At 72.1% G+C, this 13,187-nt stretch carries 12 protein-coding genes; 8 read left to right on the forward strand and 4 right to left on the reverse strand.

Annotated features, from left to right (window positions below; translation table 11 throughout):
• Positions 1-27 precede the first annotated feature (27 nt).
• From NIE79_RS03505 to NIE79_RS03520, 4 genes are read left to right on the forward strand one after another with little or no spacing between them, the layout of a single operon-like run.
• The gene (locus tag NIE79_RS03505) at positions 28-993 is read left to right on the forward strand and encodes an NAD-dependent epimerase/dehydratase family protein (RefSeq protein WP_238677162.1); all 966 of its coding nucleotides are present in this window, start codon (positions 28-30) and stop codon (positions 991-993) included.
• Complete coding sequence (locus NIE79_RS03510) at positions 990-2,420, forward strand: lipopolysaccharide biosynthesis protein (RefSeq protein WP_238677163.1); 1,431 nt, start codon at positions 990-992, stop codon at positions 2,418-2,420. Before NIE79_RS03505 ends, NIE79_RS03510 begins: the two co-directional genes overlap by 4 nt.
• Positions 2,417-3,604, forward strand: coding sequence for a glycosyltransferase family 4 protein (locus NIE79_RS03515; protein WP_238677164.1), 1,188 nt, complete (start codon positions 2,417-2,419; stop codon positions 3,602-3,604). The genes NIE79_RS03510 and NIE79_RS03515 overlap by 4 nt, the downstream gene beginning before the upstream one ends.
• Positions 3,601-4,854, forward strand: a complete 1,254-nt coding sequence (locus NIE79_RS03520) for a glycosyltransferase (RefSeq protein WP_238677165.1) — start codon at positions 3,601-3,603, stop codon at positions 4,852-4,854. Before NIE79_RS03515 ends, NIE79_RS03520 begins: the two co-directional genes overlap by 4 nt.
• Before the next feature lie 40 nt (positions 4,855-4,894).
• Here NIE79_RS03520 and NIE79_RS33945 read toward each other — a convergent pair whose 3' ends face one another.
• The 3 genes from NIE79_RS33945 to NIE79_RS03535 are packed head-to-tail and all read right to left on the reverse strand — an operon-like array spanning position 4,895 to position 8,455.
• A complete protein-coding gene (locus NIE79_RS33945) occupies positions 4,895-6,364 on the reverse strand; it encodes an O-antigen ligase family protein (protein WP_238677166.1) in 1,470 nt (489 codons plus the stop codon).
• A gap of 58 nt (positions 6,365-6,422) precedes the next feature.
• The gene (locus tag NIE79_RS03530) at positions 6,423-7,415 is read right to left on the reverse strand and encodes a dTDP-4-dehydrorhamnose reductase family protein (protein WP_238677167.1); all 993 of its coding nucleotides are present in this window, start codon (positions 7,413-7,415) and stop codon (positions 6,423-6,425) included.
• Positions 7,412-8,455, reverse strand: a complete 1,044-nt coding sequence (locus tag NIE79_RS03535; protein ID WP_308193125.1) for a polysaccharide biosynthesis protein — start codon at positions 8,453-8,455, stop codon at positions 7,412-7,414. The genes NIE79_RS03530 and NIE79_RS03535 overlap by 4 nt, the downstream gene beginning before the upstream one ends.
• A gap of 317 nt (positions 8,456-8,772) precedes the next feature.
• On the opposite strand from NIE79_RS03535, the gene NIE79_RS03540 reads away from it, so the two are divergent.
• From NIE79_RS03540 to NIE79_RS03555, 4 genes are all read left to right on the forward strand, one after another.
• Positions 8,773-9,462: a sugar transferase gene (locus NIE79_RS03540; RefSeq protein ID WP_274523568.1), complete on the forward strand. Its 690-nt coding sequence runs from the start codon at positions 8,773-8,775 to the stop codon at positions 9,460-9,462.
• Positions 9,459-10,385, forward strand: a complete 927-nt coding sequence (locus NIE79_RS03545; RefSeq protein ID WP_238677168.1) for an NAD-dependent epimerase/dehydratase family protein — start codon at positions 9,459-9,461, stop codon at positions 10,383-10,385. Before NIE79_RS03540 ends, NIE79_RS03545 begins: the two co-directional genes overlap by 4 nt.
• Before the next feature lie 5 nt (positions 10,386-10,390).
• The gene (locus NIE79_RS03550; RefSeq protein WP_238677169.1) at positions 10,391-11,632 is read left to right on the forward strand and encodes a glycosyltransferase family 4 protein; all 1,242 of its coding nucleotides are present in this window, start codon (positions 10,391-10,393) and stop codon (positions 11,630-11,632) included.
• Positions 11,633-11,720: 88 nt separating this feature from the next.
• Complete coding sequence (locus NIE79_RS03555; protein WP_238677170.1) at positions 11,721-12,668, forward strand: DUF389 domain-containing protein; 948 nt, start codon at positions 11,721-11,723, stop codon at positions 12,666-12,668.
• Here NIE79_RS03555 and NIE79_RS03560 read toward each other — a convergent pair.
• A complete protein-coding gene (locus tag NIE79_RS03560; RefSeq protein WP_238677171.1) occupies positions 12,598-13,065 on the reverse strand; it encodes a hypothetical protein in 468 nt (155 codons plus the stop codon). The two genes, NIE79_RS03555 and NIE79_RS03560, sit on opposite strands and share 71 nt — an antisense overlap.
• Between the last annotated feature and the right edge of the window lie 122 nt (positions 13,066-13,187).

Below are 13,187 nucleotides of genomic sequence, written 5' to 3' on the forward strand. Positions count from 1 at the left end.
GGTGTTCTGGCGTATACGGGGGGTTTCATGCGCATTCTGATCACCGGCGGAGCCGGTTTCATCGGGTCCAACCTGGCCCGCGCCGCGATGGTCGATCCCACAGTCGGTGGGGTCACCGTCCTCGACGACCTCTCGGTCGGGCTGCGGGCCAACCTCGACGGCCTGGACGTCGAGCTGATCGAGGGTTCGATCCTGGACGAGGCCGCCCTGGACGTCGCGATGGCGGGCTGCGAGGCGGTGGTCCACCTGGCCGCGCTGCCCAGCGTCCCCCGCTCGCTGAGCGACCCGTTGGCCTCCCACCACGCGAACGCGACAGGCACGCTGATGGTGTTGGAGGCCGCCCGGCGACACCGGGTCGGGCACGTCCTCGTCGCCTCCTCCTCGTCGGTGTACGGCATGAACCCGGCGCTGCCCAAGACCGAGCTGACCTGGACCCGCCCGATGAGCCCGTACGCGGCCAGCAAGCTCGCCACCGAGGCGTACGCCCTGGCCCACCAGGCGTCGTTCGGGCTGCCGACGATGGCCTTCCGCTTCTTCAACGTGTTCGGCCCGGGCCAGCGGCACGACCACGCGTACGCGGCAGTGATTCCCCGCTTCGTGCACGCCGCCCTGCGCGACGAGCCCGCCGTGGTGCACGGCGACGGGACCCAGTCGCGCGACTTCACCTACGTCGGTACGGTCTGCGACGTCATCCTCGACGCGGTCCGCCGCCGGGTGCACCACCCCCATCCGGTGAACCTAGCCTTCGGCGCCCGGGCCAGCCTGTTGCGGGTCCTCGACGAGCTTGAGTGGTTGTGCGGCAGGCCGATCGCCCGCGAGTACGCGCCGCCGCGGACCGGCGACGTCGCGCACTCCCTGGCCGACAACGCCACGCTGCGGCAGCTGTTCCCGAACGTCGCACCGGTCGCCCGTGCGGAGGGCCTACGCGCGACAGTCGAGTGGATGGCCGGTCGGTTGGACGCCGAGCGTGCCGTAGCCGCCGTGCCTCGGTGACCCCCCGGGCAGCGAGTCGGGCCGTACCGGAGCCGGTGGCCCCGGTGGCGGCGGTGCAGGCCGACGCGCCACCCGCCGGCACCACTGTCGCGCCCGGCGCGCCGACCCCTGCGGCGTCGAGGGATCGGGATCGCACGGTCACCGTGGGCATCGCCGCCGCGATGGTGGCGAAGGGTATCGGCCTGGCCGCCCCCCTGGTCATCACCCCGGCCTGCTTCCGGTTCCTCGGCGACCAGCGGTACGGCCTGTGGATGGCTGTCACCGCCCTCACCGGGATGGCGTGGTTCGCCGATCTGGGGCTGGGCAACGGGCTGCTCACCCGGCTCAGTCACCTGGCCGACGACCCCCGGCAACAGGCCCGGGAGGTCTCCAGCGCGTTCGCCACCCTCGGCGTGGTCGCGGTGGCGCTGCTGGCGGGTCTCGTGCTGGTCGCCCCCGTGGTGCCCTGGGCCGCGCTGTTCAACGTCACTGACCCGGGTGTCGCCGCGGAGGCGTCCGCCCTGGTCCTGCTCTGCTTCGGCGCCTTCGTGGTCAACATTCCGCTCTCGCTGATCCAGCGCATCCAGTACGCCCGTGGCCAGGTGGTGCAGAGCAACATCTGGCAGTCGGCGGGGGCGCTGGCGGCCATGGCGGCAGTGCTCGGCGCCATCGCCGCCGGGTGGCAACCACTGGCGGTCATCGCCTGCGCGGTGCTGGCGGTGCCGGTGACCAACCTGCTCAACTGCGTGACCTACTTCTTGTTGCAGGATCGCGGCCGGCGGCCGGGCCCGAAACTCGTGCACCGGGCCACCGCCGTCGGTCTGCTCCGGCTGGGTCTGCGGTTCTTCGCGCTCACCACCATGTCGGCGATCGCGCTGAACGTGGACAGCCCGCTGGTCGCGAACGTCCTCGGGCCCACCACGGCAGCGCACTACGCGGTGGTGGGGAAGCTGTTCGGCGTCCTCTCGATCTTCGTCGGGTTGGTCGGTATGACGGTCTGGCCGGTCAACGGCGCCGCTCTGGCGCGAGGCGAGGTGGCCTGGGTGCGCCGCAACACGCGCCGCATGGTGCTGCTCTACGGGGTGATCGTGGGGGCGGTCGGGGTGCTGCTGGTCGGCTACGGCCACCGGCTGATCGACCTGTGGGTGGGCGGCATCGATCGCACCGAGATCCCGGTCAGCGTCCTGGTCGGGCTGGCGAGCTGGTCCCTCCTGATCGCTGTCACCTCTCCGCTGATCCTGGTGCAGAACAGCATCGGGTTGCTCCGGCCGCAGTTCGTCGGCTGGGCCACGTTCCTGCTGCTGGCGACCGCGCTCAAGGTCTGGGCACTGCGGCGGTTCGGCCTCGCCGGCCTGCCGGTGGCGGCCAGCGTCGCGTACGTGCTCACCATGTGGCCGGCCGTGCTTGTGGGATACCGCCGGGCGCTGCGCAGGGGAGAGCCGACGTGACCGGACAGTGCCGGGTACTGCGGGTCGTCGGCGAGCTGAACTTCGGCGGCACCGAGATGCGGACCGCCGAACTGCTGCCCCGGCTCTCCACGGCCGGCGTCCAGGTGCACCTGGTGACGCTCAGCGACCGGATCGGTCCCGGTCCGCTGGCCGGTGTGGTCAGCCGGCACGGCGGCACCGTCACACCGATCCCGCTGGACCTCCGCTTCGCCACCCGCTTCCTGGGCCTGCTGCGGCGGCTGCGCCCGGACGTGGTGCACGTCGACTGCGCCAACTTCTCCGGGGTGCTGCTCGCGCTCGCCGCCCTGTGCGGTGTGCCCGTCCGCGTCGCCCACTTCCGGGGGGACGACAACCAGCACCGCAACCTGCGCCGACGCGTCTACCGCTGGATCTGCAAACGGCTGCTGCGGGTCTCCGCCACCGACATCCTCGGCGTCTCGCCCAGCTCGCTCACCTTCGCCTACGATCCGCGCTGGCGCGACGACCCGCGCTGCCAGGTGGTCCTCAACGGACTCGACCTGGACCGGCTGCGCCACCCCAGCCCTGACGACCTACGCGAGTTGATCGGCGCACGCCCGGCCGAACTGGTCTGCGTCAGCGTCGGCCGGGCTTCGCCGGAGAAGCGACGCTGGCTCCTGCCGCCGATCCTCGCCGAGCTGCGGGCCCGGGGAGTGGAGGCCCACGCCGTCCTCATCGGGCCGGGCGACGACGCCGACGACGAGCGCGTCCGGGTGGCGGCGGCAGCCGCCGGTCTCGCCGACCGGGTGCACCTGCTGGGCCCACGCGACGACGTGGGCGGGCTGTTGAGCCAGGCCGACGTGGTGGTCCACCCGTCCTGCCTGGAGGGGCTGCCCGGGGGTGTGCTGGAGCCCATCGCCCTGGGCGTCGGCACGGTGGCCGCCGACCTGCCGGGGGTGCGCTTCATCGACGAGCACCTGCCCGGCGTGACCATCGTCGACACCGACGCCCCGCCGCGGCGGTGGGCGAGCGCGGTGTGCGCGGCGGCGTCGTACACCGAGCAGACCTCGGCCTCGGCGGCGGCGGAGCGGTTCGGGGGGAGCGTCTTCGCCATCGACACGGCGGCCGCCACCCACCTGACGATCTACCGACGGTGGGCGTCGGGCCGCCCGCACCACCCGGTGCCACCCCGGCCGCCGGCCTTCTCGACACGGGGAGAGAGATGAACGATCAGACGACTGTGATCGGCCGGCGACCGCGCCGGGACGCGGGGTCGACCGGGCGGGCCGACCGACCCCGTCCGCTGCTGGTGGGCGCGTACGCCTTTCCACACGGGGACGCCACCTCCAATCGCCTGTTGCAACTCGCCCGGTCCGCCGCGCCCGACGGCGCGTACACGCTGGTGGTCAACGACTGGCCCTGCGAGGTGGCCTTCCCGGCCGGGCAGCCCCGCGTGGCCGGCATCGACCTGGTGACCCTGCGAATCCGGGGTCGGCACCACCTCACCCGCGCGTCGGCCCGACTGGCCCGACCGCTGCGGGTGCTGCGGGCCGTCCGCCGGGTCGGCGTGGGTCGCGGTGAGGTGAGTGTCGTGCTGTTGCCGATGGCCCTGCTGACCCTCGGCAACTGGGCGACCCTGCGCCTCGTGCTGCGGTGCCCGGTGGTGGTGGACGCCAGCGAGCGGCACGACCGGCGCCAGTTCCGCCGCGGCTGGCTCACCCCGTACTTCGTCCGGCACCGCTGGTCGACGTTCCTGGCGACCCGGCTCGTCGGCCGGGCCACGGCGGTCTCCACCACGTTGGCCGACTACCTGACGGGCCACGGCCTGGACGTGCTGGTGGTGCCGCCGCAGGTGGACTGCGACGAGTTCCGGCCACCGCAGGCACCCCCGATCAGTGACGGCCTGCGGCTGCTCTACGCCGGCACCCCCGGGCGCAAGGACATGCTCGACGTGATTCTGCGGGGGATCAGCCGGCTCGCCCCGGAGCACCAGCGGCGGGTCAGCCTCACCATCGCCGGGGTCAGTGCCGCCGACGCCGCCGCCCACTCCGACCTGGACGTCGGGGTGCTGGACGCGGTCTCGGCCGACGTGCGGTTCCTCGGCCGCGTTCCGCGCGAGACCGTGCTGACCCTGCTGTCGGAGTCGCACTTCTCGATGCTGGTCCGCCCCACCGGCGGGTACGCGGCCAACGGGTTTCCCTCCAAGGTGCCGGAGAGTCTCGCCGCCGGATGCCCGGTGCTGCTCAACCACACCAGTGACCTCGCCGTCTACGTCCACGACGGGGTCGAGGGATTGGTGCTCGACGGCAACGGGCCGGACGATGTCCGGTCGGCGGTCGAGCGGGCGCTGCGGCTGCGCGACGAGGAGTGGACGGCGATGAGCGGGGCGGCCCGGTCGCGGGCCCGGGAGTCGTTCGACCACCGGGCCTGGCGGGACCGGGTGAGCGCCTTCGTGACGGCGGGCCGGGGCGACTGAGCCCGACACCCGCCGGCCGGGTTCGCGCGGTGCGCGGGCCCTAGCGCAGCAGGACTGTGGGTCGGCGCGGCACGCCGTCGTCGAACACGCCGGCCCGCTGCCGGCCTGCCTCGGCGTGGGGCAGGTTGACGCGGGCCGCACCCTCCCGGTCGGCGGGGTTCCGCTTCGTCGGCAGGTGCAGCAGCGCGGCGGCGACCACTGTCCAGAACACGTACGGGTAGGTCTGGCCCGTGCCGAACATGGCCGACTCGGTGACCTGGATCAGCAGGCCGGTGACGACGAGCCAGACCAGACCCGCGTCGGCTCGGCGCACCGGTGCCCGCAGGACGACACGCCCCGCAGCCACCAGCAGCAGCAACAGCGGTAGCACGGCGGCGAGCCCCAGCTCCAACAGCAGCTGAAGGTAGCTGTTGTGCACCACGCTGACGCCGGCGGTGCCGAAGAACTCGTCGGCGCTGGCGAGCTCGAACAGGTGGTTGCGTGACGCGTAACCGAAGCCCAGCGTGGGGCGGTTCTGCCACCAGAGGTCGATTGTCGTCTGCCACATCTGGGTCCGCCCGTTGGACAGGTCGCCGCCGGTGGGGTCGGTGAAGCGCAGGACGAACTGGCGCATCCAGGGTGCGGCGAAGATGGTGGGCAGCAGGTTGAGCAGGTGTGCCACCAGCAGCAGGGCGGTCGCCCCGGCGGCCAGCCGGACCATCCGGCCGAGCCCGTAGCGCAGCACCAGCCAGAGCGCCCCGACGAGCACGGCGATCAGCGCGGTACGCGACTGGGACAGCAGCAGGCTGGCGGCGGCCGGCACCATGCCGAGCAGCGCGACCTGCCGCCGGGACTGCCGGTAGAGCGCCCAGCCCAACGGGATCGTCAGGGCGCAGACGATGCCGAGCATGTTCGGGTTGTTGTAGAGGCCCTGGAACCGGGTGACGCTGGAGGTCGCCGCGACGAGCGTGCCGTCGGCGAACCCGATGCCGAGACTGACCACGATGGACGCGGTGAGGACCAGGTAGACCACGCGCAGGTCGGCCATCATGACCGCGCGATCGGGCCACCGGCGCCGAACGAGCACGTGCACCAGCGCGGCCAGCAGCAGCAGCGCGACGCCCCGCTGGAGGGTCTCCATCGGGACCACCGACCAGGCGAAGCTCATCGTGGCGAGGCCGCCCATCGCCCAGAGCGCGGCGACGAACACGCGGGTCCAGACATCGGTGCGTGCCGGTGTGCGGCCCGGTAGGCAGAGCCCCCAGAGGACCAGGCCCGCGACGGCCGCGTACCGGGGATAGAAACTGGCCTCGACCAGCGCCGGCACATTGGACGAGGCGCACACCAGGAGCCCCATTGTCAGGGCCAGCATCCACCGCCAGCCGTCCACCCGCCGACTGAAGGCGAGCAGCAGCACCAACGCCACCAACCCGGCCGCGACCAGCGGGACGGTGATGGCCGCGATGGTGGTGACCACCACGAGACACGTCGCGCCGACGAGCAGGCCCAGTTGGCCCATCCGGTTTCCCACGTGATGTCCTTCGAAGTCCGGCCGCAGGCGATGCCGGCGGTCGTCGGGTGGACTGCCCTCAGCGGGGCGCGTCCTGTAGGCCCGGTTGGGCCGGTTCGACAGCCCAGCGGGCCCTGGCGGCGTGCATCGCCCGGATCATGTCCGGCCAGTTCGGTGGCCGATAGCCGGTGGCCTGGGCGAGGGCATCCGCGTTCATCGACCGGTCGCAGGTGAACTCGTCGTCCGGCACGATGTCGCCGGGCCACCCGTACACCTCGGCGATCAGGCGGAGCAGGTCGTACTTGGAGATCGGCTCGGCGGCCACGTGGTAGAGCCCGGTCAGCTCCGTCCGGGGCAGGATCACCGTACGGAGCAGTCGGGCGAACTCGACTGTCGTCACGCCGCTGTAGATGGCCCGGGTGAAGCCGCGTACCTGCCCCCGCTGGGAGAGGAACCAGTCCACCAGCGAGCGGTTCGTGACCAGCTCGTGCCCGATGATCGACGTGCGGAGGGTGAGCGCGGAGGCCCCGCGCGCCTCACCCAGCAGCTTGGACCGCCCGTACAGGTCGGGTGGGTCGGGCAGGTCGTCCTCGACGTAGCCGCCCCGCCGGCCGGAGAAGACGCAGTCGGTGCTGACGTGGATCAGGCGGCTGTCGAGCTGCCCGCAGGCGTCGGCGAGCAGGTGGGGAAAGAGCGCGTTGAGGGTGACCGTCTGCACCGCGTCCTGCACGTCCGGCCGCTGCTTGATCACACCCACACAGTTGACCACGACGTCCGGCCGCAGGTCGTCGATGAGCTGCCGGACCTGGCCGAAGCGGGTCGCGTCGACGGCCGTGGTGATCCGGTCGAGCAGGCGCTGGGGGTACCACCCCGCGCGGTCCTCGATGCTCCGGGCGACACCGTGCACGTCGAGGTCCGGATCGTCGCCGAGCTCGCGGATGACAGCGTGACCGAGCATGCCGGTGACGCCGACGACGAGGACCCGTCGCGCCGGGCGCGGCTCCTCCTCGCCGGGGCCGCTGCGTCGGCGGGGGACCAGCTCCGGTCGCCGGCCACCGGTACCGGTGCTCATGCCGTTACGACCGCCGCCGCCGCGGCCTCGACCTGCGCCCGCACCTCGGGCAGCGTCAGCAGCAGCGCCTCGATCTCCGGTACGGACAGCCGCCGGGCGTTGTGCGAGTGGAAGTCGGCCATGTTGCCGCTCTCGACGTCGCCCTCCTCGAAGTAGAGGGAGTAGTTGAGGTCACGGCTGTCCACCGGCACCCGGAGGAACTCGCCGAGATCCTCGACGTGGGCGAGCTCCTCGCGGCTGGCCAGGGTCTCGTACAGCTTCTCCCCGTGCCGGATGCCGAGCACGTTGAACTTCGCTGGGACCTGGAACAGGTTGCACAGCGCGGTGGCCAGGTCGCCGATGGTGCAGGCGTCGGCCTTGCGGATGAAGACGTCACCGGGCTGGCCGTACCGGAAGGCGTGCTCCACCAGGTCGACCGACTCGGGCAGGGACATCAGGAACCGGGTCATCGAGGGCTCGGTGACCGTCGGCAGCCCGCCCCGCAGGATCTGTTCGATGAACAGCGGGATCACCGATCCGCGCGAGTACATGACGTTGCCGTAGCGCACGCAGCAGACCCGGGTGCGAGCTTCGGGATTGTTGCGGGAGTGCGCCTGCGCGACCTTCTCCATGAGGGCCTTGGTCATGCCCATCGCGTTGACCGGATAGACGGCCTTGTCGGTGCTCAGCAGCACCAGCGCCTCGACGCCGACCCGCTCGCAGGCGTCCACCACGTTGGCGCTGCCGAGCACATTGGTGCGCACGGCCTCCAGCGGAAAGAACTCGCAGGAGGGGACCTGCTTCAGCGCCGCGGCGTGAAAGACGAACTCCATTCCCCGCGCGGCCTTGAGCACACTGTCGTAGTCCCGGACGTCACCGACGTAGTAGCGGACACGGTCGTCGCCGAGGCGGTGCCGCATCGCGTCCTGTTTCGACTCGTCACGGCTGAGTACGCGCACCTCGGCGGCCCCGGCGTCGAGCAGTCGGGAGACCATCGTCTGGCCGAAGGATCCGGTGCCACCGGTGATCAGGAATCGCCGGTCCGAAAGCGAGGAAACCACATCTTCTCCTGCCTGTTTCCCGGGGGGCCATCCTCGGGAATCGGATTCTCGTCGAACGCGACCCTACGCGTGGATAAGTGGCGCCGTGACCTCTTCCGCCAAAAGGAATTCGAGTCGCGTTCGCTGTTCGTGGCGACCCGTTCGACAAATACGCGAATAAGGCTCGGCGCTGCCGAAGTAGCCGTTCGGCCCCCCATTGTCGACGCGCCGAAGTCGTTAGCGCTAAAGACGGAGTTGGTGCTCTGGAAAGGTGGTATGCGTACTCCATGCCAAAAGTTGCTCTCCACGCGGCGCACCCGCGCGCCGGTGCTTCCGACCTGACGACCGGTCGGGAAACACTTCGGGACGGCACTGCGACACGGCGACCCTACGATCGCTGGAAGCGGCTTCTCGACGTCCTCGGCGCTCTTCTCGTCCTGGTTCTCGGCGCTCCCGTGCTGGCGCTGGTGGCAGTGGTCGTGCTGGTGACACACGGGCGTCCGGTGCTGTTCCGGCACACCCGCCCCGGGCTGAACGGCAAGCTGTTCGAGGTGGTCAAGTTCCGGACGATGCGCCACCCCGACCCGGACCGGGGGTTGGTGAGCGACGCGGATCGCCTGACCCGGGTGGGCCGCTGGTTGCGGGCCAGCAGCCTCGACGAGCTGCCGGAGTTCTGGAACGTGCTGCGGGGCGAGATGAGCGTCGTCGGTCCCCGCCCGCACCTCGTCCGCTACCTCAGCCTCTACAACCCGGAACAGGCCCGCCGGCACGACGTGCGGCCGGGCATCACCGGGCTGGCCCAGGTGCGTGGCCGCAACGCGCTGGACTGGGAGGCGAAGTTCACCTACGACGTCGAGTACGTCGACCGCCGCTCCTTCCTGCTGGACCTGCGGATCGTCCTGGCCACGATCTGGGTGGTGCTCAGCCGCGAGGGAATCTCCGCGCCGGGCGCGGCCACCTGGCACGAGTTCACCGGCAACCCGCCCACGCAGGCGACCGCCGGACACGACTCCGCCCACCGGCGATGAACCGGGTACTGCTCCTGGGCGCCGGCGGATTCCTCGGCCGACACATCCACATGGCGCTGGCCGCCCACACCACCGTCCGGTCGATCACCCGCGCGGAGTGTGACCTGGTCCGGGTCGAGCTGCGCGACCTGACCGCGCTGGTCGCCCGGGAGCGACCGGACGTGGTGGTGACGGCGGCCGGGCGGATCGTCGGCTCCGGGTACGACTTCGTGCAGGCGCACGTCGTCGCGACAGCGAAACTGATCGAGGCGGTGGCCGCCGCCGCCCCCGGAGCCCGCCTGATCCGGATCGGCTCGGCCGCCGAGTACGGCACCGTGCCGCACGGCCTCGCCGTCAACGAGGACTACCCGGGCACACCCGTCAGCGAGTACGGGCTCAGCCACCTGGCCGCCACCCGGCTGGCGGAGCTGGCCGGCGGAGCCGGCCGCCTCGACACGATGGTGTTGCGGATCTTCAACCCGGTCGGGCCGGGAATGCCGCCGGGCAACGTGCTCACTCGGGTGACCGCGATGGTGAGGTCGGCGGTCGCCACCGGAATGGAGGAGATCGCCGTGGGCCTGCACGACACGTACCGGGACTTCGTCGACGTACGGGACGTCGCCACCGCGGTCCTCACCGCGGCGCGCTGCCGGTCGGGCCCCGCGCGGGTCTTCAACGTGGGCAGCGGAAAGGCGGTGGCGACTCGCGACGTCGTCCAGCTGCTGGCCGAGGTGTCCGGCTTCACCGGCGAGATCCGCGACGGCAGCTTCGCGCCGGACGCCAGCCGCTCGGCCGCGGTGCCCTGGATGTGCGCCGACATCGAGCGCGCGAACCGGGTGCTCGGGTGGGCGCCCGCGTACGACCTCGGTGAGTCGCTGACCACGCTGTGGCAGGCCGACGGCGAGCAAGCCGCCCGCCCCGTCGCCGGCTCAGCGGTGAGGTGAGGCCGATGCGGATCGGTCTGCTCACCCAGTGGTTCGACCCGGAGCCGGGCGCCGCCGCGCTCCCCGGAATGCTCGCCCGGGCCCTCGCCCGCCGAGGGCACGAGGTCCAGGTCCTCACCGGCTTCCCCAACTACCCGACCGGCGAGTTGGCGCCCGGCTACCGGGTGACCCGCCGCCTCGACGAGGTCGACGGGACGACCCGGATCCGCCGGGTGGCCCTCTATCCCAGCCATGACCGCTCCGCGCTGCGGCGGATGGCGAACTACGGGTCCTTCGCCGCCTCCGCACTGGTCTCCGGCACGCCGGCGCTGCGCGGCCTGGACGCCCTCTGGGTCGGCAACTCACCGATCAGCGTCGCTCTGCCGATGTGGTTCACCCGGTACGTGCAGCGGGTGCCGGTGCTGCTGCACGTCCTGGACCTGTGGCCGGACAGCGCGTTGGCCAGCGGCTTCATCGGCACCGACCGGGTCTCGCGGATCATCGAGAGGGGAATGGCCGGCTGGTGCGGTGGGATGTACCGCAGCGCCGGCCGGGTCGCCTACGTCTCGCCCGGCGCCGCCGACCTGCTCGCCAGCCGAGGCGTGCCCCGGGAGAAGCTCGTCCACATTCCGGTCTGGGCCGACGAGACACCGCGTACCGGCGTCGCGGACCTCCGCGCCGAACTCGGGCTCCGCGAGGACCAGGTGGTGCTGGTGTACGCCGGCACGCTCGGCGAGGCGCAGGGGCTCGACTCGCTCATCGACGCCTGCGCCCGGATCCGCGACCCGCGCCTGGTCTGCCTGATCGCCGGCTCCGGCACCACCGAGGAGCGGCTACGCCGCCGGGCCGAGGAGGCCAACGCGACACACGTGCGTTTCCTCGGGCGGGTGCCCCGGGAGCGGATGCCCGCCCTCATGGCCACCGGCGACGCGCACTACGTGAGCCTGCGACCCGGCGGCATGTCCGCGTACACGATGCCGAGCAAGGTGCAGGCCACCCTCGCCGCCGGGCGGGCGCTCCTGGTCGCCGCGGAGGGGGACGCCGCCGCCGTCGCGCGGGACAGCGGTGCGGGTATCACCGCCCGGCCGGGTGACCCCGACTCCATCGCCGACGCCCTGCGGGAACTCTGCGACCTGGGCCGGGAGAAGCTTGAGCTGTTCGGTCAGGCCGGTCGGGCGCACTACGACAGGGTCTTCTCCGTCGCCGCCGGTGCCGAGCGGGTCGAGCGGGCGCTGTGCGAGGCGGTGGAGAGCCACCGACGGCGCTGACCCCGATGCAGCAACGGGGCGAGCTGTAGAGTCCCGACGGCCGGTCGGGCGAGGGAAGAAACGGCCGGACCTGCGAGGGGGATGGCGCGTGCTGCACCTGAGAGTGATCGCCCCGGAGAGCAGGTCGACGGAGGTCGTCGACCTGCTCTCCGCAGACGTGGGGGTGACTCACCTCGCCGTGCTGCCTGGTGCCGCCCGGCAACCGCAGGGTGACCTCATCCTCTGTGACGTGGTGCGGGAGAGCGCCGACCGCGTGCTGCGGGAGTTGCGGCGGATCGGCGTGGACACCAGCGGCGGCATCGCCGCCGAGGACGTCGAACTGACCATCTCCGCGGCGGCCGACCGGGCGGCGGACCGGGCACCGGGCAGTGGCGCGGACGCGGTGGTCTGGGACGAGATCGCCGCGAAGACCGGCGAGCAGACGGAACTGTCCGGCACATACCTCGTGCTGATCGTGGTGGCCACCATGATCGCCGGCATCGGGGTGCTGCTGGACCAGCCGATTCTCATCGTCGGAGCGATGGTGGTCGGTCCGGAGTTCGGCCCCCTCGCCGCGCTGTGCGTGGCGTTGCTGCGCCGCCAGTTCGGGGTGATCGCCCGCTCGGTGCAGGCTCTCGTGGTCGGCTTCCTGGCGGCCATGGTGGCGACAGTGCTGAGCACCTGGGCGCTGACCGCGGCCGGCCTGGTCAGTCGGGAGATGCTGCTCGCCGAACGACCGCTCACCGACTTCATCTGGCGGCCGGACGCGCTGTCCTGGGTGGTCGGTCTACTCGCCGGCGTGGCCGGGATGCTCTCGCTGACGTCGAAGAAGTCCGGCAGCCTGGTCGGGGTGCTGATCTCGGTGACAACGGTCCCGGCCGCGGCGAACGTTGCGGTGGCCGCCGCCTACGGAGCGTGGGACGAAGCGGGGGGCTCCGCACTCCAATTGGTGATCAACCTGGGTGCGATCGTCCTGGCCGGACTGCTCACCCTCGTGGTGCAGCAGGTCTGGTGGTGGGGTCTGGCTCGCCGTTCCCGTCGTCCAGCAACCGGGTGAGCAGCGTCCGCAACGGAATCGACTCGCCGTCGCGGCCACCGGCCCCCACCACCAACGGCGCCGGGCTGGGCTCCGGGTCGACGCCGAACAGCCGGGCCCGTAGACCGCCCGGCACGGTCAGCAGGTGGAACCGGCCGGCCTCGTCCACCGCCCGGGTCTCGGCACGGTCGACGTACCAGCCGGTCAGCCTCGTCCGGTAGCGCCCGCGCCCGTCGTAGCCCCGGGCGATCAGCCGAGTGGTGCGCAGCCCCCGCCGGGTCGCCTCGGCCACGAACCAGGCCACCAGCCTCGCCGCCTCGGCCTGCTCGGCGGCCCGCCGCCGCGCGTCCGCGTCGGCGTGCGCCCGCACCGCCTGCTGCTGCTGCTCCCGCCACGTCCGGCCGTCCGGCTCACTCACGACGCCGACGGTACGCGACGGGGCTCAGTCGAGTACGGCCCGCAGGGTGCGCCGGGCGGTCGCGGCTGGGCGAGGGGGCGCGCTCGGCTTCGTCGATCATGGAGTTGTGGTGCCTGGCTTGG

The organism is Micromonospora trifolii (genome assembly GCF_022229005.1).
GTDB lineage: Bacteria > Actinomycetota > Actinomycetes > Mycobacteriales > Micromonosporaceae > Micromonospora > Micromonospora trifolii.

Bases quoted from the DNA above. Each gene is read 5' to 3' on its own strand.
- NIE79_RS03530 (WP_238677167.1), bottom strand. From the start codon at position 7,415: ATGAGCACCGGTACCGGTGGCCGGCGACCGGAGCTGGTCCCCCGCCGA.
- NIE79_RS03545 (WP_238677168.1), top strand. From the start codon at position 9,459: ATGAACCGGGTACTGCTCCTGGGCGCCGGCGGATTCCTCGGCCGACAC.
- NIE79_RS03520 (WP_238677165.1), top strand. From the start codon at position 3,601: ATGAACGATCAGACGACTGTGATCGGCCGGCGACCGCGCCGGGACGCG.
- NIE79_RS03550 (WP_238677169.1), top strand. From the start codon at position 10,391: ATGCGGATCGGTCTGCTCACCCAGTGGTTCGACCCGGAGCCGGGCGCC.
- NIE79_RS03505 (WP_238677162.1), top strand. From the start codon at position 28: ATGCGCATTCTGATCACCGGCGGAGCCGGTTTCATCGGGTCCAACCTG.